This window comes from Prochlorococcus sp. MIT2304, assembly GCF_059772405.1.
In genome coordinates, this window is record NZ_CM186286.1 from 1,076,299 (window position 1) to 1,098,758 (window position 22,460).

37 protein-coding genes and 1 tRNA gene are annotated in these 22,460 nt (G+C 38.7%); 2 read left to right on the forward strand and 36 right to left on the reverse strand.

Features of this window, described 5'->3' with window-relative positions; translation table 11 throughout:
* Positions 1 to 7: 7 nt before the first annotated feature.
* A complete protein-coding gene (locus tag AC6EIY_RS06415; protein ID WP_498506140.1) occupies positions 8 to 775 on the reverse strand; it encodes a C40 family peptidase in 768 nt (255 codons plus the stop codon).
* A gap of 21 nt (positions 776 to 796) precedes the next feature.
* Here AC6EIY_RS06415 and AC6EIY_RS06420 point away from each other — a divergent pair, with 21 nt between their 5' ends.
* Positions 797 to 1,690: a serine hydrolase gene (locus AC6EIY_RS06420; protein ID WP_498506141.1), complete on the forward strand. Its 894-nt coding sequence runs from the start codon at positions 797 to 799 to the stop codon at positions 1,688 to 1,690.
* Here the strand turns inward: AC6EIY_RS06420 and AC6EIY_RS06425 are convergent.
* The 5 genes from AC6EIY_RS06425 to alr form a co-directional block, all read right to left on the reverse strand.
* On the reverse strand, positions 1,683 to 1,817 hold the full coding sequence (locus tag AC6EIY_RS06425; protein WP_498461546.1) for a hypothetical protein: 135 nt from the start codon (positions 1,815 to 1,817) through the stop codon (positions 1,683 to 1,685). The two genes, AC6EIY_RS06420 and AC6EIY_RS06425, sit on opposite strands and share 8 nt — an antisense overlap.
* Positions 1,818 to 1,938: 121 nt before the next feature.
* Positions 1,939 to 2,511, reverse strand: a complete 573-nt coding sequence (locus AC6EIY_RS06430) for a hypothetical protein (protein WP_498506142.1) — start codon at positions 2,509 to 2,511, stop codon at positions 1,939 to 1,941.
* Positions 2,512 to 2,603: 92 nt separating this feature from the next.
* Entirely contained in the window at positions 2,604 to 3,611 is a 1,008-nt protein-coding gene (locus AC6EIY_RS06435; RefSeq protein ID WP_498506143.1) for a hypothetical protein, read from the reverse strand.
* Between the two features lie 342 nt (positions 3,612 to 3,953).
* A tRNA-Ser gene (locus AC6EIY_RS06440) sits at positions 3,954 to 4,042 on the reverse strand.
* A gap of 60 nt (positions 4,043 to 4,102) precedes the next feature.
* Complete coding sequence (alr, locus tag AC6EIY_RS06445; protein WP_498506144.1) at positions 4,103 to 5,311, reverse strand: alanine racemase; 1,209 nt, start codon at positions 5,309 to 5,311, stop codon at positions 4,103 to 4,105.
* A 73-nt stretch (positions 5,312 to 5,384) separates the two neighbouring features.
* Between alr and AC6EIY_RS06450 the strand changes: the two genes are divergently transcribed.
* Positions 5,385 to 5,891 (forward strand): HNH endonuclease, encoded by a 507-nt coding sequence (locus tag AC6EIY_RS06450; RefSeq protein WP_498506145.1) that lies wholly within the window; start codon positions 5,385 to 5,387, stop codon positions 5,889 to 5,891.
* Positions 5,892 to 5,897: 6 nt separating this feature from the next.
* On the opposite strand, the gene prfA is transcribed toward AC6EIY_RS06450, so the two are convergent.
* From prfA to rplC, 30 genes are all read right to left on the reverse strand, one after another.
* Complete coding sequence (gene prfA, locus AC6EIY_RS06455; protein ID WP_498506146.1) at positions 5,898 to 6,995, reverse strand: peptide chain release factor 1; 1,098 nt, start codon at positions 6,993 to 6,995, stop codon at positions 5,898 to 5,900.
* A gap of 35 nt (positions 6,996 to 7,030) precedes the next feature.
* Positions 7,031 to 7,291, reverse strand: coding sequence for a 50S ribosomal protein L31 (gene rpmE / locus AC6EIY_RS06460; RefSeq protein WP_498506147.1), 261 nt, complete (start codon positions 7,289 to 7,291; stop codon positions 7,031 to 7,033).
* Between the two features lie 36 nt (positions 7,292 to 7,327).
* A complete protein-coding gene (gene rpsI / locus AC6EIY_RS06465) occupies positions 7,328 to 7,735 on the reverse strand; it encodes a 30S ribosomal protein S9 (RefSeq protein ID WP_498506148.1) in 408 nt (135 codons plus the stop codon).
* On the reverse strand, positions 7,732 to 8,184 hold the full coding sequence (gene rplM / locus AC6EIY_RS06470) for a 50S ribosomal protein L13 (RefSeq protein WP_498506149.1): 453 nt from the start codon (positions 8,182 to 8,184) through the stop codon (positions 7,732 to 7,734). Before rplM ends, rpsI begins: the two co-directional genes overlap by 4 nt.
* A gap of 211 nt (positions 8,185 to 8,395) precedes the next feature.
* Positions 8,396 to 9,217: a tRNA pseudouridine(38-40) synthase TruA gene (truA, locus tag AC6EIY_RS06475; protein WP_498506150.1), complete on the reverse strand. Its 822-nt coding sequence runs from the start codon at positions 9,215 to 9,217 to the stop codon at positions 8,396 to 8,398.
* A gap of 51 nt (positions 9,218 to 9,268) precedes the next feature.
* Positions 9,269 to 9,619: a 50S ribosomal protein L17 gene (rplQ, locus tag AC6EIY_RS06480; RefSeq protein ID WP_498461555.1), complete on the reverse strand. Its 351-nt coding sequence runs from the start codon at positions 9,617 to 9,619 to the stop codon at positions 9,269 to 9,271.
* 39 nt (positions 9,620 to 9,658) lie between these two features.
* Positions 9,659 to 10,597, reverse strand: coding sequence for a DNA-directed RNA polymerase subunit alpha (locus AC6EIY_RS06485; protein WP_498506151.1), 939 nt, complete (start codon positions 10,595 to 10,597; stop codon positions 9,659 to 9,661).
* A 51-nt stretch (positions 10,598 to 10,648) separates the two neighbouring features.
* Positions 10,649 to 11,041: a 30S ribosomal protein S11 gene (gene rpsK, locus AC6EIY_RS06490; RefSeq protein ID WP_498461557.1), complete on the reverse strand. Its 393-nt coding sequence runs from the start codon at positions 11,039 to 11,041 to the stop codon at positions 10,649 to 10,651.
* Positions 11,042 to 11,106: 65 nt separating this feature from the next.
* Positions 11,107 to 11,472: a 30S ribosomal protein S13 gene (rpsM, locus tag AC6EIY_RS06495; protein WP_498461558.1), complete on the reverse strand. Its 366-nt coding sequence runs from the start codon at positions 11,470 to 11,472 to the stop codon at positions 11,107 to 11,109.
* A gap of 114 nt (positions 11,473 to 11,586) precedes the next feature.
* On the reverse strand, positions 11,587 to 11,703 hold the full coding sequence (gene rpmJ / locus AC6EIY_RS06500; protein ID WP_011295453.1) for a 50S ribosomal protein L36: 117 nt from the start codon (positions 11,701 to 11,703) through the stop codon (positions 11,587 to 11,589).
* Between the two features lie 41 nt (positions 11,704 to 11,744).
* Positions 11,745 to 12,296, reverse strand: a complete 552-nt coding sequence (locus tag AC6EIY_RS06505) for an adenylate kinase (protein WP_498506152.1) — start codon at positions 12,294 to 12,296, stop codon at positions 11,745 to 11,747.
* A gap of 25 nt (positions 12,297 to 12,321) precedes the next feature.
* Positions 12,322 to 13,641, reverse strand: a complete 1,320-nt coding sequence (gene secY, locus AC6EIY_RS06510; protein ID WP_498506153.1) for a preprotein translocase subunit SecY — start codon at positions 13,639 to 13,641, stop codon at positions 12,322 to 12,324.
* Positions 13,642 to 13,701: 60 nt separating this feature from the next.
* Entirely contained in the window at positions 13,702 to 14,154 is a 453-nt protein-coding gene (gene rplO, locus AC6EIY_RS06515; protein WP_498506154.1) for a 50S ribosomal protein L15, read from the reverse strand.
* 5 nt (positions 14,155 to 14,159) lie between these two features.
* The gene (gene rpsE, locus AC6EIY_RS06520; RefSeq protein WP_498461562.1) at positions 14,160 to 14,786 is read right to left on the reverse strand and encodes a 30S ribosomal protein S5; all 627 of its coding nucleotides are present in this window, start codon (positions 14,784 to 14,786) and stop codon (positions 14,160 to 14,162) included.
* Positions 14,787 to 14,800: 14 nt separating this feature from the next.
* Complete coding sequence (rplR, locus tag AC6EIY_RS06525; RefSeq protein ID WP_498506155.1) at positions 14,801 to 15,169, reverse strand: 50S ribosomal protein L18; 369 nt, start codon at positions 15,167 to 15,169, stop codon at positions 14,801 to 14,803.
* A gap of 33 nt (positions 15,170 to 15,202) precedes the next feature.
* On the reverse strand, positions 15,203 to 15,742 hold the full coding sequence (gene rplF / locus AC6EIY_RS06530; RefSeq protein ID WP_498461564.1) for a 50S ribosomal protein L6: 540 nt from the start codon (positions 15,740 to 15,742) through the stop codon (positions 15,203 to 15,205).
* A gap of 17 nt (positions 15,743 to 15,759) precedes the next feature.
* A complete protein-coding gene (rpsH, locus tag AC6EIY_RS06535; RefSeq protein ID WP_498461565.1) occupies positions 15,760 to 16,161 on the reverse strand; it encodes a 30S ribosomal protein S8 in 402 nt (133 codons plus the stop codon).
* Positions 16,162 to 16,180: 19 nt separating this feature from the next.
* Positions 16,181 to 16,720, reverse strand: a complete 540-nt coding sequence (gene rplE, locus AC6EIY_RS06540; RefSeq protein WP_498461566.1) for a 50S ribosomal protein L5 — start codon at positions 16,718 to 16,720, stop codon at positions 16,181 to 16,183.
* A 93-nt stretch (positions 16,721 to 16,813) separates the two neighbouring features.
* Positions 16,814 to 17,125, reverse strand: coding sequence for a 50S ribosomal protein L24 (rplX, locus tag AC6EIY_RS06545; protein WP_498508166.1), 312 nt, complete (start codon positions 17,123 to 17,125; stop codon positions 16,814 to 16,816).
* Between the two features lie 47 nt (positions 17,126 to 17,172).
* On the reverse strand, positions 17,173 to 17,538 hold the full coding sequence (gene rplN, locus AC6EIY_RS06550) for a 50S ribosomal protein L14 (RefSeq protein ID WP_011295463.1): 366 nt from the start codon (positions 17,536 to 17,538) through the stop codon (positions 17,173 to 17,175).
* Positions 17,535 to 17,801, reverse strand: a complete 267-nt coding sequence (gene rpsQ, locus AC6EIY_RS06555; protein ID WP_269611570.1) for a 30S ribosomal protein S17 — start codon at positions 17,799 to 17,801, stop codon at positions 17,535 to 17,537. The genes rplN and rpsQ overlap by 4 nt, the downstream gene beginning before the upstream one ends.
* Positions 17,802 to 17,811: 10 nt before the next feature.
* Positions 17,812 to 18,024, reverse strand: a complete 213-nt coding sequence (rpmC, locus tag AC6EIY_RS06560) for a 50S ribosomal protein L29 (RefSeq protein WP_498506156.1) — start codon at positions 18,022 to 18,024, stop codon at positions 17,812 to 17,814.
* A complete protein-coding gene (gene rplP / locus AC6EIY_RS06565; protein ID WP_498506157.1) occupies positions 18,021 to 18,506 on the reverse strand; it encodes a 50S ribosomal protein L16 in 486 nt (161 codons plus the stop codon). Before rplP ends, rpmC begins: the two co-directional genes overlap by 4 nt.
* 12 nt (positions 18,507 to 18,518) lie before the next feature.
* Complete coding sequence (gene rpsC, locus AC6EIY_RS06570; protein WP_498506158.1) at positions 18,519 to 19,253, reverse strand: 30S ribosomal protein S3; 735 nt, start codon at positions 19,251 to 19,253, stop codon at positions 18,519 to 18,521.
* Complete coding sequence (gene rplV / locus AC6EIY_RS06575) at positions 19,253 to 19,633, reverse strand: 50S ribosomal protein L22 (protein WP_498506159.1); 381 nt, start codon at positions 19,631 to 19,633, stop codon at positions 19,253 to 19,255. The genes rpsC and rplV overlap by 1 nt, the downstream gene beginning before the upstream one ends.
* Before the next feature lie 2 nt (positions 19,634 to 19,635).
* Positions 19,636 to 19,911 carry a 30S ribosomal protein S19 gene (gene rpsS / locus AC6EIY_RS06580; protein ID WP_498461571.1) on the reverse strand — a complete coding sequence of 92 codons (276 nt, stop codon included), beginning with the start codon at positions 19,909 to 19,911 and terminating at the stop codon, positions 19,636 to 19,638.
* Between the two features lie 35 nt (positions 19,912 to 19,946).
* On the reverse strand, positions 19,947 to 20,810 hold the full coding sequence (gene rplB / locus AC6EIY_RS06585; protein WP_498506160.1) for a 50S ribosomal protein L2: 864 nt from the start codon (positions 20,808 to 20,810) through the stop codon (positions 19,947 to 19,949).
* A 4-nt stretch (positions 20,811 to 20,814) separates the two neighbouring features.
* The gene (locus AC6EIY_RS06590; protein WP_498461573.1) at positions 20,815 to 21,126 is read right to left on the reverse strand and encodes a 50S ribosomal protein L23; all 312 of its coding nucleotides are present in this window, start codon (positions 21,124 to 21,126) and stop codon (positions 20,815 to 20,817) included.
* Positions 21,119 to 21,754, reverse strand: a complete 636-nt coding sequence (rplD, locus tag AC6EIY_RS06595; RefSeq protein WP_498508168.1) for a 50S ribosomal protein L4 — start codon at positions 21,752 to 21,754, stop codon at positions 21,119 to 21,121. The genes AC6EIY_RS06590 and rplD overlap by 8 nt, the downstream gene beginning before the upstream one ends.
* Positions 21,754 to 22,410 (reverse strand): 50S ribosomal protein L3, encoded by a 657-nt coding sequence (gene rplC, locus AC6EIY_RS06600; RefSeq protein WP_498506161.1) that lies wholly within the window; start codon positions 22,408 to 22,410, stop codon positions 21,754 to 21,756. Before rplC ends, rplD begins: the two co-directional genes overlap by 1 nt.
* Positions 22,411 to 22,460: the final 50 nt, after the last annotated feature.

Genomic DNA, 22,460 nt, shown 5'->3' on the forward strand with positions numbered 1-22,460 from the left:
ATAATGGTCAATTAATCTTCTTTAGAGTTTTTTCACTCTGATAACAAGACATCACTCTTCCAGCAGATCTAAATTTAGATCTATAAAAAGAAGCAATTTTTCCAAGGTTCGGTTGAAATAAACCGTCAATCTCTATTCCATTATGCCCATCAGTTACCCCAGAACTGTGAATATAAAAACCATTCTCAATATGTAATCCCACATGTGTACATTTTTCAGAAGATCCAAAGAAAAGCAAATCACCAGGTATTAATTTTTCGCCTAAAGTTTCAATATCTAATCCTACATTTTTACAAAATTTTTCCTGCTGATAAGCATCTCTTGGTATCCAAATACCTGAACTTGCAAAAGCAGATTGAACCAAACCAGAGCAATCAAAATTTGGACCTATAGTTCCACCCCACAAATACTCATTATTATTTTTTTTCGCAGCCTTAGTCCAAGACAAAATACTTGGTATCTTAGAATTAATTTTATCTTCAGTGAAAAATTCAAATTTCCAGGATTCTATTTTTGACGCTTGAAGAATTAATTCAGAAAATCTAAACCAACAAATATAGTCATCTTCCAAAAGACGAACTTTAACTCTATCGATAATTTCTTTATTTTTATAATTGTATTTAACACAATCAATCAATTGAAAACTCCTACCAATACTTGCTTGAGTAACTAATTCATCACTATTTGGACTTTTAAATCCATCAATATTTACTCTGAGTTTCCATAAACTTCCCAAAACAAATGAAGCTTTAGTTAGCAAAACCTCTAAGGTCATATTGAATTCTTCTCGAGCGCTATGGCGTTCTACCGACAAGACCCCGAGATGGCATATTGCCTGAAAGGTCTCCTCGATAGATTTGAAAAAGAAGGTCGTCCAAACCTTCAAGAAAACATTGCAATAACATGCATCCGCTATGACAAGCAAAGTCCATCTACATCTGGTGGATATGGAACAGGGTGGAATTCAAACAGAAATTTTTATCCTGCAAGCGTTGTAAAGATAGTTTATGCATTAGCGACTCAGGTATGGCTTCAACAAGATTTAATTGTTGACTCAGAAGAACTTAGAAGAGCATTACATGAAATGATCGCAAACTCTAATAATGACGCCACAAGTTATATTTTAGATCTTTTGACAGGTACAACAAGTGGTCCATCTCTTAATGAATCCAACTATCAAGGATGGAAAATCCAAAGACAATTAATCAACACCTGGCTCAATGATCTTAGATGGCCTGAAATACAAAATTGGAACTGTAGTCAGAAAACTTGGAATGAAGGTCCTTTTGGAAGAGAAAAAGACTTTTATGGAGAAAATAATGAGAATCGAAACAGTATGACAACAGACGGAAGTGCCAGAATTTTTGAATCATTAATGACTAAAGAGATGCTTCCAAAAGAAGCAAGTGAAAAATTTATAAAAAATTTCCTTCGATCACTCGATCCAGTTATTCGCAAGAAAGATTTAAATAATCAAGTAGATGGTTTTTTAGGCGAAGGTCTTCCTTATTCTTCAAAACTATGGAGCAAGGCAGGTCTAATGAGTGAGGTTCGCCACGATGTCGCATGGTGGGAAGCACCCAATAAAAATCCTATGCTTGTTGCTGTTTTTACTATTGGGGAAAAATTAGTGAAAGATAGATTTCTACTTCCTGCTTTGGGAAGTGAGTTAAATAAATTAGCTATCTAGCAATTAGCAAGATACCTGCAAATAAAATAGAACCCACAATGAATCCCACCCCTAAAAGAACAGCAATTATTGGGGTATTCAAATAAACAGATATTGTTGCGAGTTGATTACCCTTAGCGTCTGTCACCTTAAAAACTCCTAAAAAATATTTTTTATTAAATCATCTAAACATCCCATTGAACTAAAAAGGTAGAAGAGAGAAAAAAATTTATAAAAAACTTATTTATTTCTTATTTTTTCAAATAAACTCAAAAAAAGTTAGATTTAGATTTCTTTGTAATTGAAATGGAGGCGTCATTTTTAATTTCTATTTCTTCCAATTGTTCTTCCTCTAATTCAGATATTTGATCTTTAGCGATATTATCTTCTGATTTTAATGAATCTTCTTTATCTGATAAATCTTCAGTTAATATATTTATTTCTTCTTTTGGAAAATCTTCTTCACTTTCAGAATTGAAATTAATATCAATAATTTGATTATCCTCAGAGATTATATTTGATTTTTTTGTGTCTATTTGAACAAGTTTATCTTTGAAAGCGACAGAAATTGATCCTAGATTAAAGTTAAGTTTAGCCCCCTTTATAGTAGACAGAACAAATAGTGAAGATAAAATTACTATAATTAATAAATTAGATATTAATCTTTGAATAGGGGGCCATAATAATGTTATTTTTGCTGCTTCTTTTTGTTTAGATAAGACGCTAGAAGATTTACCAAATTCTAAAAATGTATCTTGATTAATCCAGCCTTTATTTGCTTTGCTATAAGGAGATTCACTTTTAGTGAATTCAAGAATTTCTTGTAATCGATCTTTAAACACAGTTTAATGTCTTTTGGGAAAAGTTAAAAACGCAAACATAGCAGAAACCCATGATCAAAAACTTAATTTAGATAAGATTTTTGAAAATTGAATTAGCCAGAAATAAATACCATTGCAGAGACAAGAAAAGCAGAAGCCAATATACCTACAGCAACTATTCCAACAATTTTACCTGTATCTAAAGAGACTGAAACTGTTAACAGTTCAGTCCTGGAGTCACGCTTTTTCTGAGGATCAAGTTGGTTTACTGAAATAGCTTTCTTCTCTGCAGCAGCTTTCTTCTCTGCAGCAGCTTTTTTCTCTGCAGCAGCTTTTTTCTCTGCAGCAGCTTTTTTCTCTGCAGCAGCTTTTTTCTCTGCAGCAGCTTTTTTCTCTGCAGCAGCTTTTTTCTCTGCAGCAGCCTTCTTATCTGCAGCAGCTTTCTTCTCTGCAGCAGCTTTTTTCTCTGCAGCAGCTTTTTTCTCTGCAGCAGCTTTTTTCTCTGCAGCAGCCTTCTTATCTGCAGCAGCTTTCTTCTCTGCAGCAGCTTTTTTCTCTGCAGCAGCTTTTTTCTCTGCAGCAGCTTTTTTCTCTGCAGCAGCTTTTTTCTCTGCAGCAGCTTTCTTGTCTGCAGCAGCTTTTTTCTCTGCAGCAGCTTTTTTCTCTGCAGCAGCTTTTTTCTCTGCAGCAGCTTTCTTGTCTGCAGCAGCTTTTTTCTCTGCAGCAGCTTTTTTCTCTGCAGCAGCTTTCTTCTCTGCAGCAGCTTTTTTCTCTGCAGCAGCTTTCTTGTCTGCAGCAGCTTTTTTCTCTGCAGCAGCTTTTTTCTCTGCAGCAGCTTTTTTCTCTGCAGCAGCTTTTTTCTCTGCAGCAGCTTTCTTGTCTGCAGCAGCTTTTTTCTCTGCAGCAGCTTTCTTCTCTGCAGCAGCTTTTTTCTCTGCAGCAGCTTTCTTCTCTGCAGCAGCCTTCTTATCTGCAGCAGCCTTCTTCTCTGCAGCAGCTTTCTTCTCTGCAGCAGCCTTCTTATCTGCAGCAGCCTTCTTCTCTGCAGCAGCTTTCTTCTCTGCAGCAGCTTTCCTCTCTGCTAAGGCTTTATTTTCTACCTGAGCTGTTTTCGCTTGCACTTTAAATCCAAAATTTTGCCTATTCAAGCATCCTGATCACAATGATTTTAAAAAAATTGGCTAGTTGAAATGAAGTAATGCAATAGATTTCTTGTCTTTTGAATTTATAACCATCTTTTGCTGCAAATAAGAACGAAGAGGGAGGACTTTTGAGTGACGCCAAGTGGACTATGGTAAAAGCAGCATGACGCAAGGTGATGGGATTTTAGAGTTATTCCACCCAACAAAAAAAAATTGAACTGTATGCAAAAGCATGGAAATTCCTGAATCAATCACTTTAGTTATATCTAGTCACTGAAAGGCTTTTGAGCCCTTATTAAGCATCCTGAACCAAATTAAGAACGGAGAGGGAGGGATTCGAACCCTCGACAGAAGTTACCTCCTGTAACTCCTTAGCAGGGAGCCGCTTTCAACCACTCAGCCACCTCTCCATTCCCAATACCTTATCAAGTCAACGCTCAAAAAATTTGTATTGTGATCCTCTACAAATTTTAAACGACCACTCTAGGCAGTCGATTCCTGAAACTGCAAAGGACTTCCCATGGAATTGATCCAGACAAATCGCACCAATTTTGAGGAGATATGCAAATCTCACCATCTGTTCCAAGAAGAGTTAAAACCTGACCTGTTTTAACATCTGGTTTATCAGTTATGTCAAAGACCATTTGATCCATTGCAATTGCGCCTACTTGAGGAACCAAAACTCCATCTATTGAGGCTGATATTTTTCCAGAAAGAGTCCTACTTACCCCATCTGCATAACCAATAGCGACGACAGCAAGCTTACTTTTCCTTTTAGTTTTAAAAATATGTCCATACCCCACTCCAATACCTTTTTCAACATCCCTAACCAAAGTAACTCGAGCCTTAACTTTCAAGGCTGGGGAAAGGTTCAAATCAGACTCAAAATCATTTGCGGGAAAGTAACCATACAAGCTAAGTCCCACTCGAACCATATCAAAATGTAGACGACTATCTGAAAGTGTCCCCGCAGAATTAGCAAGGTGGGTGCATAAAAGCTTATTTCTTTTGCCTAAATCCTTTAAAACCCTCTCAAATCTATTTAACTGAATCTGAGTGAAACTTTTTTGAGTACTATTTTGTAGATCTTGATCAGCAATTGCTAGATGACTGTATATACCTTCCAAGGATATATTTTCTAAACAATCAATCTTAGTAATTAATTCTTCAACTTCATTGCAATTACATCCAAGTCTAGTCATACCTGTATCAACTTTCAAATGAATAGCAAACCTTTTATTCTTATTTTCTGCTATGTTATTACAAATTATTGCCTCACGAATGCCGCTGATCGTGGGAATAAGATCCCAGTAAAAAGAAGAATAAAGTTCTTCTGCATTTATTAGATTTCCAAGAATCAATATCTGACACTTCAAACCAGCATTTCTTAATTGAATCCCCTCCTCTAATGTTGCTACTCCGAGACTATCGGCACCTCCAATCAAAGCAGCTTTTGCAACAGTCTCTGCACCATGTCCATATCCATCAGCTTTTACTACTGCCATTAACAAACAATCTTTACCAATAAAGTTTTTCAAAACTCTTGAATTATTTTCAATACCTTTAGAGTTAATCTCTACCCATGCACGACTTCGAGGATCAGGGTTCATTACATTTTTAGTTATCTCTTCAAAAGAGAAAGATCTTTCTATTTTTTTGATCTTTGACATACTCGGCATGTAATCAATGTAATAAGGGAAACTGCAACAAGGTTCCAATACCACTAGCATGCCGCTTAAATAGCTTGCTTGCATGGGTCAAGTTCTTGTTTTAAATGCTTCCTATGAGCCATTGAACATCACTTCATGGCGTCGTGCGACTGTTTTAATGCTTAAAGGCAAAGCCGAAAGTCTTGAAGAAGATGCTTCACACAATATTAGGCAAGATGTCAAAGCCCCTACAGTAATAAGATTAAGACAATTTATTAGAGTTCCATATCGTGATATACCTCTTTCTAGAAAAAATATATTTCAAAGAGATGATAATTGTTGTCAATATTGTGGTCAAAAAAATAAGAAACTTTCAATTGATCATGTTTTACCCCGTAGTAGAGGAGGAACCGACAATTGGGAGAATGTGATTACCGCTTGTCTTCAATGCAACGTAATGAAGGGTAATAGAACTCCAGACGAAGCAAAGATGCCATTAAAAACAAAACCTTATAAACCTCTAAACAACATGAGTTTTGAGACCACAAAACATATTCACTCTGGTCGCCATAAAGAATGGAGTAAATATGTAATTGGATGGGTGACCTAGCTTCTATTAATCTTCAGATTGATTACTCATCTCTTCCATTTGCCTTTTTTGTTCTTCTGCAATACATGCGCCAATAACATCTTCCAATTGACCTGCTAGAACTTGCTCGAGGGGAAAATTTATTCCTAATCGATGATCAGTGGTTCGATTATCTTTGTAGTTGTATGTCCGAATTTTCTCACTTCTATCACCTGTACCAACTTGAGACAATCGAGCAGATCTTTCTTTTGCATTAGCTTCTGCTATTTCTAATTCTAATAATTTAGCTCTTAAAATCTCCATTGCTCTTTCTCTATTTTGTAATTGAGAACGTTCCTGCGTACAAAAAACTCTTATACCTGTGGGCTTATGAAATAAATCAATCGCTGTTTCTACTTTATTTACATTTTGCCCACCAGCACCACCTGATCTTGCCGTACTAATTTCTAGGTCAGTAGATTCTATTTTTACTTCCACTGGATCAGCCTCTGGCATTACAGCAACAGTTGCAGTAGAAGTATGAACTCGTCCTTGAGATTCGGTTGAAGGAACTCTTTGAACTCTATGAACACCTGCTTCAAATTTTAACTGACTATAAACAGAATCTCCTTTTACTGAGATGATCATTTCACGAAAACCTCCCATATCAGCCTCTGTTGAGCTTATCGGTTTTACATTCCATCCTAGCTTTTGTCCATATCTCTCATACATTCTTGCCAAATCACCAGCCCATAAACAAGCTTCATTCCCTCCTGCACCAGCTCTTATTTCAAGCATCACGCTTCTTTCATCTCTTGGATCTTTGGGCAAAAGAGCCAAAGTCAACTTTTGAATTAATTCATTTTTTGAGTTTTCAAGATTTTCAAGTTCTTCTCTAGCCAAGATCTCCATCTCTTTATCATCTCTGCTTTCCTTTACTAATCCTTTAGCCTCTATATATTCTCTTTCTATTATCTGAAGTTTGAAATAATCATTAACTAGTGGCTCTAAACGGGATCTCTCCCTAGCAATTCTCTCTAATTGTTTTGGGTCTGATGCAACATCTGGATCAGCTAATTGCAACTCCAAGTTTTGAAAACTAGTTTTAGCTGTTTCTAATCGTTTTATTAGGGTTGAAGAATCCATTCTTTATATTCCCTAATTCTTTAGAAAAATAGCTATCAACTTTCTTTTTCTTTTTTGGGAGATTTATCTTTTTGTTCACCTGAATCAGATGAGGCCATACCATATTTCCTCATAAATCTATCTACTCTTCCCTCTGTATCTAAAATTTTCTGAGTCCCTGTAAAGAAAGGATGATTTCCGCTCCATACATCAACCTGTATTTCAGGCTGAGTTGAACCAGTTGTCATAACAACTTCTCCATTACAAATGACTTTTGCTTCTGGATACCAAGTTGGATGTATATCTGATTTAGGCATAATAATGAAAGTGCAAGATTTGAGGTAAAAAGTAAACTACCTCTTTGAGAATTGAGGAGCTTTACGAGCTTTTTTGAGACCATATTTACGCCTTTCTTTGGCTCTAGGGTCCCGACTAAGATGACCCTCTACTTTTAAAGGCTTGCGATTATCAAGAGATAAATCACACAAAGCTCTGGCAGCTCCTTGCTTAATAGCGTCAGACTGACCAGTCAAGCCTCCACCGTATACATTGACTAAAACATCATATGAATCACTCAATCCTAAAGTTTTTAAAGGAGCTTTAACTGCAGATAGATATGCAGGATTGAAATTCAAATAATGATCACCAGGCCGACCATTGATAATTATTTCACCTTTTCCAGGAGTTAATCTCACTCTGGCTACGGATGTTTTACGTCTACCAGTTCCCCAGTAGACTACTTTGTTTGTGGAGGTAGTCATTTCTTAACAGATTCAGAATTTAGATTGAGAATTGTGGGTTCTTGAGCTGAATGAGGATGATCAGAGCCTTTATAAACTTTGAGTTTGGTAAATAATTGCCTACCCAACCTTGTGTGAGGAAGCATTCCTTTAATTGCCTTTTCAACGATTCTCTCTGGAATTCTGGATTGAAGAGCTTTAAAAGTTTCTACTTTCATTCCACCAGGACGTCCAGAGTGTCTGCGATAAAGCTTTTGATCTGATTTTTTGCCGGTTACTTTGATCTTTTCTGCATTTACGACAATAACAAAATCACCTGTATCTAAGTGTGGCGTGAAATTTGCCTTTGTCTTCCCTCTAAGAACACTAGCAACTTCAGTTGCTAGTCGACCAAGAGTCTGATTCTCTGCATCCACCAGATACCACTGGCGATCTATTGAATCCGGTGATGGAACGGATGTCTTGTTCATTTTTCCTTAACACCTTTAACACTGAATAAGCATTATCAATTGATAATACTATTTAAGGAAGTTATCAAGTCAAAAAATTGAACTGATTCTTCAGAAAAACAATTCTACACTTTCATGGCTTAAAACTGGCCTTTTTGTTCGCATAAAATTTAAATTCCTGATTCAAAAAAAATTCCCAATTTTTGAATTATTAATCTTTTATTTTGTTTGTTTATTTTGAGGACTCGAATATTGGGAGAGAGAACCTAGGGAAAGTATCAAAACTTTTCTCTTGTGAAAAGATGTTTTCCTCGTAACCAACTCTTATCAAACACAATCCACGAGCTGGGGCTGACTCTTTCACCTCATGGCGCAAACCTTTTCTCCATATAAACCTAAATTTTTCCAGAGAAAGTCGTTTTTCTCCAACAGCAACTAATTGGCCCATCAAAAGCCTTACCATCCCATACAAAAAGCCACTGGCCTGGATCTCTACAGTGACTAAATCTCCATCACGACAAATAAAAACATCTTGCACGGTGGTTAATGAATTACTCCTATTACTTCCTGCTTTTTGAAACGCAGCGAAATCATGAAAACCTAATAAATCATTCAGAGCATGCTTCATAAGATTTACATCCAATTTAGATCTATATTTATGCCAACTTATATTTTGAAGAAAAATATTTGGATAGGAACCATTAAAAATAGTGTATCTATACCTTCGATATTTGGCTGAATAGCAAGCATGCCAATTACTGGAAACACTCGCCGCTTCAATAACTTTAATTGATGCTGGAAGTCTTCCATTCAGTGCTGATGTCCATTTATTAATTGGAATTGGGCCAGCACAATCAAAATGAACAACTTGTCCAGAAGCATGAACACCTGAGTCAGTTCTGCCTGCTGCTATTGCCTTAACTGGTCTGTTTGGATCAAGTTCTGCAATTTTTTCTTCTAAAGTTCCTTGCACAGTTATTGAATTTTTTTGATTTTGCCAGCCTCTGAAGCATGATCCATCGTATTGAATAACAAGTGCAATTCTATGAGTCAAATTTAACTAAAACTAAAAAATATTGATTTACTTTTTTGCAAAAATTGTATCCTATACAAGCTCGACAATAGCCATTTCTGAATTATCACCACGCCTTGGGATAGTTCTAACGATTCTGGTATAGCCTCCTTGACGATCACCATATCTCTCTTGAGCCTTTTCAAAAAGGGCATGAACCAACTGCTTATCGTATACATAACCAATGGCTCTTCGTCTTGAAGAAAGGCTGCCATCTTTAGCTAATGTGATCATTCTCTCGGTCTCATCTCTTAAAGCTTTTGCTCTTGCTTTGGTTGTTGTAACTCTACCTTCACGAATTAGTTGCGTAGTTAATCCTCTTAAAAGCGCCTTCCTTTGATCTGCAGGACGACTCAGTTGTGGAATTCGACGTTGATGACGCATTGGATTAGCTTTGAAATGTAGTAGTAATAAAACCGAAAGTCATGCGGAAGTTCTACTTTGCGGAATAGAAATTCCAATTCTCTCTAGAGCTTCAATTACTTCATCAGCAGATTTAGAACCGAAGTTCTTAATTTCCAATAAATCCTCATAACTGAAGCCCATCAAGTCTGAAACAGAGTTCACTTGGGCACGTTTTAGGCAGTTGTAAGCTCTTACGGATAAGTTTAACTCTTCAAGGGGAATTTGGGCTTCTGCTGCAGGCTCAGGCTCTTCAGGAATCTCTTCTACCATTGAAACGGTGGCGAGAGGTTGAAATAGTTCAATTAATTGATTTGCAGCTTCTGCCAATGCATCATCTGGAGATGTTGATCCATCGGTAACTAGCTCCATTTTTAATCTTTCTCTAGTAGATCCACCCTCGGCAACTGCAGTTTCATCAATAGTAAAATTGACTCTATTTATAGGCATAAAAACCGCATCTATTTGAAGTAAATCGATTGCGCTGGTCTCTTCATTTCTTCTATCAACTGGTCGATATCCAACACCTCTCTCTACATGCAACTCCAACTCTAGGTTGTGGCCCTCATGAACTGTTGCTATTGGGCGATCACCATCAACGACCTCAACTTGAGAAGAAAACTGAATATCCTTTGCTTTTACTTCAGCGGGTCCAGTAACAGCAATTCTTCCTATCTCAAGATCTTGACTACGACAATCAACTGAAATTTGTTTGCAGTTAAGAAGGATGTCCAAAACATCCTCTCTTACTCCAGGGATTGTTGCATATTCATGATTAACACCTGCGATCCTGACAGCAGTAACTGCACTCCCTTCGAGCCCACCCATCAAAACTCTACGAAGAGAGTTGCCCAAAGTTGTTGCTTGACCTCTTTCAAGAGGTCCTATCAGGAAAACGCCTGTTTGGGAACGATCATTAGCAACTTGATGGTCGATCCTGTCTATCTGGTATTGCAACACGGTCTAATGCGATGTGGGAAAAAAGGAAAATTTCACTTAAGTGAATAGATTTTAAACGCGTCTGCGTTTAGGTCTCCTACAACCGTTATGAGGAAGAGGAGTTACATCTCTGATCAAAGTAATTTCAAGACCAGCTACTTGCAACGCCCTTATTGCGGTTTCACGACCTGAACCTGGTCCTCTTACAAGAACTTCTATTTGACGCATTCCTTGCTCTACCGCCCTTCGGGCTGCAAGTTCAGCCGCAGTTTGAGCAGCAAAAGGAGTACCTTTTCTAGCTCCTTTAAAACCGCTTGCTCCTGCTGAAGACCAGGAAATGACTTCACCAGAGGTGTCAGTAATTGAAACAATGGTGTTATTGAAGGTACTTTGAATATGCACAACTCCATTAGGGACATTGCGCTTTGACTTCTTAGAACCGGATTTTTTTGAGGTTGTAGCCATTAGGCTGTGCCTGATTAAAAAAAAGATTTAGTAAATTACCAGAAGGTAACAGGAGTCTTAAGAAATTATTTCTTTCTTCCTGCAACGGTTTTTCTCGCTCCTCTTCTTGTGCGAGCGTTAGTTCTGGTTCGTTGTCCACGGACAGGAAGACTCATCCTATGCCTTCTTCCTCGAACACATCCAATATCTTGAAGACGTTTTAGAGCCATTCCTTCCTGGCGCCTTAAATCTCCTTCAAGGGTAAATTCTTCAGTAACAGCTCTAAGCTTTTGTACATCGCTGTCGTCTAAATCCTTTACACGAATATCAGGGTTAACCCCAGATTTTTCGAGGATAGTCTGAGCTCTGGTTAAGCCGATACCATAGATATAAGTTAGGGCAACTTCTACCCGCTTTTCGCGAGGTATGTCGATGCCTGAGATCCGTGCCACTTAGGGATAAATCGAAGAGGACAATGAAAGTCATCATAATTTAATGATGACCTTGTTGTAAGAAGAAAACGAAAATAAAATTAATCGTTAATCGCTTCTTAAGAAAGCCAGGGATCAGCCCTGACGCTGTTTGTTTCGAGGCCTTTTCTTGTTGATCACATAGATCCGGCCTCTGCGCCTCACGATCTGATCGTCAGGACTAATTTTTTTGACTGAGGATCTAACCTTCATTTGGTGAGACTCTCCTATTTCCAAACTACTATTTTACTACATCATCCGCCTAAAGCTTTCTCAATAGATGAAAAAACAACATCTATGTCAGCATTACCTTCTATCTCCTCAAGAATTCCCTGCTTGGCATACAAATTAATAAGAGGAGAAGTTTTTTCTCTATAAATTTTGAGTCTATTAATTATGACTTGTTCATTATCATCCTTTCTCCCTCTCTCTAAAAGCCTTTTAATTAAGAACTCGTCGGCACATTTTATTAAAACAACTCCTTCTAAAGGTTGATTAATTTTTTCCAAAAGACTTTTGAGAGAATTAGCTTGATTAACATTTCTAGGGAAACCATCAAGCAACCATCCTTCATTAATATTTAACAATCTTCCTTCAACAATTGAGAGAACTAATTCATCACTTACTAATTCTCCTTTATTCATAACTTCAGCAGCTTTAAGTCCTAAATCGGATCCAGAGGAGACTTCATCTCTAAGTAAATCTCCTGTTGAAAGATGGTCTAATCTGTACTTATTGCAAAAAAGATTTGCCTGAGTACCTTTACCCGCACCAGGTGGACCAAGGAATAATAATTTCTTTTTCATTTAAATAAAAATCATATTAAAGATTTTATTGGCGTACCAATCCTTCATATCTTTGAGAAATGACATAAGTCTGAATTTGCTTAGATGTATCAATTGCAACTCCCACCAAGATCAATAATGAAGTCGCTCCAAGCCCTTGAAAAGTCTGAACATTAGTTGCTCTTTCTACTGCTGCAGGGACAATGGCAACAGAGCCAAGAAATAATCCACCAAGCAAAGTTAAGCGATTTTGAACACCTGAAAGGTAAGTAGAAGTTGAACCTCCAGGCCTCACGCCTGGAATTGCGACACCACCCTTTTTTAAATTAGAAGCAATATCTATTGGATTAATTGTTAAAGAAGCATAAAAATAAGCAAAACCTAAAATCAACGCGAAAAAAGTAATCGCATATGGCCATGGGTTAGACGAACCTGGATTTAGCGAACTAGCAGCCTTAATAAGTAAAGGGTTTTGAGTAAAATTTGCGATTGTTATGGGGAGGAAAATTAATGCAGATGCAAAAATTATCGGCATGACGCCACCAGCATTTAATTTAAGAGGCAAATAACTTTGCCTACTTGGCAAAAGAGATGTACCGCCCATTTGACTTTTTGCACTGACTATTGGAATTCTTCTGGCACCCTCTTGAACAAAAATAATACCAACAATAGTAATTAAGAAAACGATCAAAAGAATTATTATCCCTAGAACATCAGCTCTATCTCCGGTTTGAGCTTTCTCAATAGTAGAGCTAAGTGCCTTAGGCAAAGTCGCAACAATATTCAAGAAAATAACTAAAGAAGCGCCTTGGCCTATCCCTTTTTCAGTAATAATCTCACTAAGCCACATCACAATCATCGATCCAGTTACTAATGCCAGTGATGTTTGAATAACAAATTCAGTTTCGCCAAGACCTTCTACTGCATATTGTCTAAGAATCAAAGCAAAAACTGTGCTTTGAACCAATCCCCATCCCAAAGCCACATATCTAGTGATTTGAGCAATCTTCCTTCTCCCTGCCTCCCCTTCATTTTTCTGTAGATCTTCCAGTTGAGGCAAGGATGCGGTAAGCAATTGGATAATTATTGACGCATTAATAAATGGAAGGATACCCAGTGCAAAAATCCCCAAAGTTGATATTCCTCCACCTGTAAAAATATCAAGAAATCCAATCAATTGTCCCCCCTGATCAATAAAAGTTTTAAAAGCTTCTCTATCTATACCAGGCATAGGAATATAGATTCCTAATCGAACAATCAACAATAACCCTAGGGTCGTAAATACTCTCCCCCTTAGCTCTTCATTACTGAATAGCTGGGTGATTACTTCTCCTGCGCTTGGGTTTCGACCACGACTTATTAACATTTAATAAGGATAATTTAATTAGAGACTAATGTATAAAATTAAATTTTTGGAATAACAAAATTAATTATATACCTCGCATTTGCCCCCGACTTCTTCAATTTTCTTTTTTGCAGATGTTGTGAATGCAGCAGCTTGAACAGTCAATTTGACTTCTAATTTTCCGTTTCCAAGAATTTTTAGAGGGTTTTTTGGTTTTGTCAAAATACCCTCCTTCACCAATGAATCAAGGTTAACAACAGTACCTTCTTTCAATGCATTCAAACTAGAAACATTGAGGACAGTAAAATTTTTCTGATTAACTATTGGAAAATGCTTTAATTTTGGGACTCTTCGATACAAAGGCATCTGACCACCCTCAAAACCTGGACGAGTAGGTCTACCTGATCGAGATTTTTGTCCCCTCATTCCAAACCCGCAACTAGCACCTTGACCAGCAGCTATGCCTCGACCTTTACGCATTTTTTTACGTCTAGATCCTTTATTTGATTGAAGAGATTCTAATTTAATAGTCATGGTTGTTAAGAATAAATCTGCTCTAGTGAAATACCACGCTCTTTAGCTGTGGCTTTGTGAGTTCTTAACTCACTTAGAGCAACCATTGCAGCACGAGCATTATTCAGAGGGGTCTTACTTCCTAGTCTCTTAGCAAGTACATTTTTAATTCCTGCTAACTCTAAAACAGTACGAATTGACCCTCCTGCAATTACACCTGTTCCGGGTGCTGCAGGACGAATTAACACGCTAGCTGCTCCATCTCTGCCATTGGAGAGAGTTGGAATAGAGCTATTACGGGTTAAAGGGACACGAACTAGATGTTTTTTTCCATCAGCTACTCCTTTCCTAACAGCACCAATAACATCTCCAGCTTTACCAACACCAACGCCAACTTGTCCCTTTTCATTCCCTACTACAACTATTGCTCTAAAACTCATTTTCTTTCCACCTTTGACAGTTTTGGAGACCCTTCTGATTTGAACAACACGTTCTTGCCATTCAGAGTCTCTTTCTTGCCCTCTTCTATCTCTTCTGCCTCCACGTTTTTCACCACGATTACGACGGTTTTCTTGCCTACCATCTGCGGCAGGAGGAGAATCTGATGATCCTGATGTTTTTTTACTTGAGGACTGGTTTTTAGAGTCTGTCATTGTTAAAGCAATAATTAAAAGTTCAAGCCTGCAACTCTGGCAGCTTCGGCTAGAGCTTTAACCCTGCCATGGTAGATGTTCCCACCTCTGTCAAAGATAACTTGTTTGATGCCTTTTGATAAAGCTTTTTTTGCAACGAGCTCTCCAACCGCTGTGGAGGCATCGCAGCTTCCAGCATTTGCTTTTAAAGAAGATTTCAAGTCTTTATCCAAGGTTGATGCAGCACATATAGTGTTTTGAGCATCATCATCTATTATTTGAGCGTAGATGTGGTTATTAGAACGAAAAACAGCAAGTCTTGGTCTTGATTCTGTTCCGCTTAAGTTTCTCCTTAAGCGTTTATGTCGTTTTTGTGTCTGTTGTTTTCTTGAGAGTTTTGTCATGACTAATAAATTTTAAAAAACAAATAAGCAAGATTAAGCTTTGCCAGACTTACCAGCTTTTCTAATTATATTTTCTCCTTCATATTTTATTCCTTTACCTTTATAGGGTTCTGGGGGTCTAATTGCTCTTATTTTTGCAGCTTCATTGCCAACTAATTCTTTATCAGGTCCAGTTACGATCACATTAGTATTATTTTCAACTTTAAAAGTTATGCCTTCTGGAGGAACGACTTCAACAGGATGACTATAACCGGCACTAACAACAAGTGTTTTTCCTTTTACTTGAGCTCTTGAGCCAACACCAACTATCTCAAGTTTTTTTGTAAAACCTATACTCACTCCCTCAACCATATTCGCGACAAGAGATCTACAAAGACCATGCATTTCCCTGGACTGCCTTTTTTCATTTACTGGTTTAACAAGAATAGTATTCTCATTTTTGGTAAGACTCACTCCATCCGGAAGAGTTCGCTCCAGTTGTCCTTTGGGACCTTTAACAGTAATAGAAAGACCATCGAGTTTAACATCTACCTTTTCAGGAAGGGAGATGGGTTTTTTCCCTGTGCGAGACATAATAAATACCTAATAAATCAACAGACGTAGCAGAGGACTTCTCCTCCAACCCCTTGTTTGCGAGCATCACGATCACTCATGACTCCCTTGGAAGTAGAAATTATTGCAACTCCAAGACCTCCTAAAACTTTTGGTAATCCTCGAGTGTTTTTATAAATTCTCAAACCTGGTTTACTTACTCGCTGCATAGAACGAATAATCGGTGAGCGATGCTTACCGGTATATTTCAATCCAAGAATGAGCTGCTTTTTAAAGCCTTCTCCTTCTTCATTGATTTCTGCGATAAAACCCTCACGCTGAAGTACCTTAGCGATACTAAGAGACATTCTTGAAGCAGGGACTTTGGTTTTTTCATGACGCTTTTCACTCGCATTTCTTATGCGAGTGAGCATGTCTGAAATTGGATCGTGGTTGGCCATAGTATTTAGCTAATCAAACTCATTTTTTACGAAAGGGCATTCCCATTTCACTAAGAAGAGCCTTACCTTGTTCATCAGAGGAAGCACTGGTGACAATTGTGATATCCATACCTCTAATGGCATCGACTTTGTCAAAAGTGATCTCAGGGAAAATAAGTTGCTCTTTTACTCCGATAGTGTAATTTCCTCGGCCATCAAAGCTTTTTGGACTCACACCACGAAAATCTCTGATTCTTGGAAGTGCCAAATTAATGAACCTTTCCAAGAATGCGTACATGCGATCACCTCTAAGCGTGACTGAGCAACCTATGGGCATTCCTTGTCTAATCTTAAAGGTCGCAATTGCTTTCTTAGCTCTTGTCACAAGAGCTTTTTGCCCAGAAATCGTTGCCATTTCAGCTAGAGAAGCTTCTAAAGCTTTGGAATTCGATGCAGCTTCACCAAGGCCTCTGTTTAAAGTGACTTTCTGCACCTTAGGAACTTGATGAACATTTTTCAGACCAAGATCTTTTAAAAGCTTTGGTCTAATTGTCTCTCGATAGCGTTTTTTTAGTGACATGGCTTAGGAAAAAGTTGATTCTGGTCTTGGTCAGAATTCAATTGGGAAAGAAAGTCTGCTTTAGTTAGTTCAGACAAAGGGAAAGTGAATTAATTAATCAATTAATTCTCCTGTCTTCTTTAATCGTCGTTTCTTGGATCCATCTTTATCTACAAAAATTTCAACTTTACTAGCAACTTTCTCTTTAGTTGAGTAGATCATTACATTTGAGGCATGCAGGGAAAATTCTTTGGTCTCTATTCGACCAGTTTCTCCTTCCTGTGATGGTTTTACATGCTTTGTTCTTTGGTTAATTCCTTGGACTAGAACTCTATTTTCATAGGGAAGTGTTTTAATAACTTCACCGGTTTTACCCTTGTCCTTTCCAGAAATAATCTGAACTGTATCTCCTTTACGGATCTTCATTTTGATCCGATCAGCAGGAGCTTTAGATTTGTTAATTGCTGGCATAACTAAATAACCTCCGGAGCTAAAGAGACAATTTTTGTGAAATTGCGCTCTCTTAATTCTCGCGCGACGGGACCAAACACCCTAGTACCTCTTGGATTTTGATCATCATTGATAAGAACAGCCGCGTTATCATCAAACCGAATTGAATTTCCAGTCTCTCTGCGCATTGTTGCTCTAGTACGAACGACAACCGCTTTAACGACATCTGATTTTTTGACTCCCATATTTGGCATCGCATCTTTAACAGAAGCAACAATCACATCGCCTACGTGGGCATAGCGACGATTAGAACCCAAGACTCTAATGCATTGCAACCGCTTTGCACCACTGTTATCTGCAACGGTTAAGAATGTTTCTTGCTGAATCATTTTGCAGCCTCCTTAGATTTCATACCCTGAACGAGAACATCTGTAACCGTCCAACGTTTGTGAGCGCTCATAGGAGGAGATTCTTTAATCCGAACTCTATCTCCTACTTTGCAATGGTTTTCTGCATCATGGGCTTTATATCTAGTCGTGCGACTAATAATTTTTTGGTAGATAGGATGTGGAAATCTATTTTCCACAGCCACAACTACTGTTTTTTGCATTTTGTCACTGACAACAGTGCCGACCATTTCCTTAAGTGCCATAACTAAAAAATCAAGATGATGTGTTGGAGCGGCTTCGCTCGTTAGAAACCGTTAAAAGTTGAGCTAATTCGGTTCGTGCCTCTTTGAAGCGGTGAGTTTTCGCAAGCTGTCTTGTGGCTTGCTTAAAACGAAGATCAAAAAGTTCTTTACGAAGATTTTCAATCTTTTCTGATATCTCGGAATCAGAGAGATTCCTGAAATCTTTTGTAGTTGTTTTGCTCATGATGATGACTCCGAATCATCTGCTGGAACTGGTGTTTTAGCAGGTTTATAATTTCCCTTATTGAGATCTTCTTCTAAGGAAATAAATTTTGTTTTTACTGGCAGCTTGTATTGAGCAAGACGCATTGCCTCTTTTGCAATTTTCTCTGTAATTTCTTCGCCACCCATTTCAAACAAAATTCGACCAGGCTTGACAACTGCAACCCAAAATTCTGGATTACCTTTACCAGATCCCATTCTTGTCTCGGCAGGCCTCATCGTTACGGGCTTGTCAGGGAAAATACGAATCCATATTTGTCCTCCCCTTTTTACATAACGAGTCATAGCTCTCCGACTTGCCTCGATTTGCCTTGATGTAACCCACCCACAGTCTTGCGCTTGCAATGCAAACTGGCCAAAAGAGATTTTGTTGCCTCTAGTAGCAACACCGCGCATACGGCCTCTTTGTTGTTTACGAAATTTGGTTCTTTTAGGACTTAGCATGATTAAAACTCCTTATTTACCTTCATTGGAACGGTCCTCAAATTGTTGAGGTCTACGATTCCCCCTATTGCGTCTAGGAGAAGAACCAACAGGTAAAGGCTGTTCTTCTTTCGGAAGAACTTCACCTTTAAAAACCCATACTTTGATTCCCAAAACGCCATAGGTTGTACTGGCGACTTTGGTTGCATAATCGATTTCTGCTCTCAAGGTGTGGAGGGGCACTCTTCCTTCTCGTGTCCATTCAGAACGTGCGATTTCAGCTCCATTTAGCCTTCCACCTACTTGTATTTTCAGACCTAAAACACCAGCTCTTTGTGCTCTTTGTACAGCCATTCGAATTGTTCGTCTAAATGCAACACGCTTTTCTAGTTGCTGCGCAATATATTCCGCTAGAAGATATGCATCTGCATCTACTTTCTCCACTTCAACTACATTTATACGCACTTGTCTATTTCTATCACCGATCGTTTTTTGAATACCAGACCTTAATTCTTCAATACCACTTCCTTGCCTACCAACAATTACCCCTGGCCGAGCAGTTTTTAATTCGACCTCAAGTTGATCTGCTTTTCGAGCAATCAATACATCACTAATACCTGCTGCTCCATACTTCTTCTTTATAAAAGTACGAATGCGATCATCTTCTTGAAGTAGCAACGGATAAGTCTTACTAGGTGCGTACCACTTAGAACGATGCTCTTGAGTGATCCCAAGCCTAATTCCAGTTGGATGAATTTTATGTCCCATCAGTCAGTGTCCTCAGAATTGGTTGATTGATTGGCCGAAACAGCAATGCTGATGTGGCATGTCTGCTTTTTGATGGCAAATGCTCTGCCTTGAGCCCTAGGTCTATAGCGTTTCATTGGTGGTCCCATATCAGCGGTAGCAGTGGTAATCACCAAAGAAGAAGGGTCAAGACCAAGGTTGTTTTCTGCATTAGCAACCGCTGATCGTAATACCTTAGTTATTGGCTCAGTTGATCGATAAGGCATAAATTCAAGCATAATTAATGCATCCCTGTAAGTTCGTCCTCTTATTTGATCAAGAACACGTCTTACTTTTGAAGCAGATCCGCGAATGTAACGCCCATGAGCTAGGGCTGCAGTTTTAGTTGATGAATTAGTCATAATTAGCGGGCTCCCTTTTTATCTCTGATGTGACCTCTGTAGGTTCGAGTTGGAGCAAACTCGCCTAACTTGTGTCCAACCATTTGCTCGGTTATGAAAACAGGTATGTGGCTTTTTCCATTGTGAACAGCAATCGTATGGCCAATCATCATTGGCAAAATTGTTGAGGCTCTCGACCATGTTTTGATGACAGTTTTATCATCATTAGAGTTTTGCTTCTCGATTTTACGAAGCAAACTGTCTGAAATAAATGGCCCTTTTTTAAGTGAACGTCCCATAACGGTTTAATAGAATTTGTAAAGAAAGAAAGAAATCATGAATCTCGACCTCCTCTACTTCGTTTAGATACCTTGCGTCGTTTTCGAAGAACATACTTATTACTGGGCTTATTCTTCTTCCTGGTTTTTAAGCCAAGAGCAGCTTTACCCCATGGAGTCACAGGACCAGCCCGTCCAACTGGTGCCTTGCCTTCTCCTCCTCCATGTGGGTGATCACATGGATTCATTACACTACCTCTAACTTGAGGTCTTCTACCGAGCCATCTTCTTCTTCCTGCTTTTCCAAGACTTGTATTTCTAATCTCAGAATTTCCAACCTCTCCCAGTGTTGCGTAGCATTCTTTTCTGACCAAACGTACCTCGGTAGAGGGTAATTTTAATGCAACATAATCTCCTTCTTTCGCCATAACCTGAGCACTTGCTCCAGCGGTACGAACCATCTGTCCTCCTCGACCTGGATAAAGTTCAACACAGTGAACGCTGGAGCCTAAAGGCATAGAGGAAAGTGGCAAGGCATTACCAGTTTCAATTGGTGCGTCTGGACCTGAAATAATTTCTTGACCAACCGTTATGCCTGCAGGGGCAAGAATGTATCTCTTTTCACCATCAGAGTAAAAGAGTAAAGCAAGTCTTGCATTGCGATGAGGGTCATAATGTATTGCCGCAACTTTGGCCGAAACACCATGCTTATTTCTACGAAAATCAACAATTCTGTATAACCTTTTGTGCCCGCCACCTCGGTGACGACAAGTAATTACTCCTCGGTTGTTGCGTCCTTTCTTTCGATGCTTAGATACGACAAGTGAGCGCTCAGGTTTTTTGGATGTAACTTCACTGAAGTCAGTTACTACTCTTGTGCGAGTACCTGGTGTATAAGGTTTGAAACTTCTTATAGCCATTTTTTTAAGCCTCCTCTGATTCTGGGAACAATTGTATGGAGTTGCCTTCTGCTAAGCGAACCACAGCCTTCTTCACTTGTGGCCTCTTCCCAGAAAACCTGCCAACTCTTCTACTTTTTCTTGGCGGATTCATGGTGCTGACACCAAGAACCTTGACATCAAACATTTTCTCTACTGCAGCTTTTATGTCAGGCTTAGCTGCTCTTGGATCGACCTCAAAAGTGTACTGATTTAAATCCAAAGCTTTTGTAGCCTTCTCTGTTATCAAGGGTCGCTTAATCACATCAGTAAGTCGTTTATCAAAAAATTTAGTCATCACCATATACCTCCTTAATAGTTGATAATGCGTCTTCACCTATTACCAATGAATTGGCATTCAGAAGGTCAAACACATTTAGTTGATCAGCAGAAATAAGCTTGATTTTTTCTAAGTTTCTAATTGAGCGCTTAATGATTTCAGAAGGATTGTTGAGAATAATAAGAACTTTCCCATCTGAATCAATTCCTATTCTCTTGAGTAAAGAAACAATTTCACTTGTCTTAGGAACTTCAAGTTTTAACCCGAAGTCTTTAATTATTTTCACATCAGAAATTCTACTCATTAGAGCAGTACGAAGAGCTAGTCTTCTTTCCTTCCTATTCATTTCCAAATTATATTTTCGAGGCTTGGGGCCAAATATAACTCCCCCTCCGGGACGAAGAGGCGTTCGAATTGAACCTTGCCTTGCTCTACCAGTACCTTTTTGCTTGTAAGGTTTTCTGCCGCCGCCTCGCACCTCAGACCTAGTCAAAGAACTTGCAGTTCCTTGGCGGCTATGAGCCTGCTGGCGCAAAACAGCACGATGCAATAAGTCTGCTGAAGATGATTCCTTAGCAGTTTTCAAATCAATTGTTGATTCGCCAGTCTCTTTGCCTTGCCAATCAAGAACAGTACAGTTAGCCATCATTTACCTCCTTGGTGGGTAGAGACGCCAACTCTTTTGGCAGGTCTTATGTTTAAAAGTGATCCAGGTTTACCTGGAACAGATCCTTTGACTACTAATAAATTGTGATCAGAATCTATCTTGAGAATTTCAAGGCCTCTAGTAGTAACTTTTTTACCTCCCATACGACCAGCCATCCTCTTACCGGGATAAACACGGCCAGGAGTGGTTCCAGCTCCTGTTGAACCAGGTAGTCGATGATTTTTCGAACCATGGCTCATAGGACCTCGGCTGAAACCATGTCGCTTTTGATAACCTGCGAATCCCCTTCCCATTGTGGCGCCACTTACATCAACCTTTTGACCTGTTTTAAAATCATCGACTGTTATTGCAGCTCCAAGTTCAAATTCACCGGAATTTTCAACTCGGTACTCTCGAAGATGACGTAAAAGATCATCTCCTGATTTTGCAAGATGACCTTTTGAAGGCTTGTTGAGAAGTTTTTCGCGTATTAATTGAAAACCTATTTGTACAGCGACATAGCCGTCTGTATCTGCAGACTTCAATTGAGTGATTCGACAGGGACCCGCTTCTATCAAAGTGACCGGAACGGCTCTGCCTTGATCGTCGAAGAGTTGGGACATTCCCAACTTCTTACCTAAGATTCCTAAAGACATGAGTTAAATAAACGCTAGCTAAAAGGTCAATCTGTAAAGAAAGACTCGGA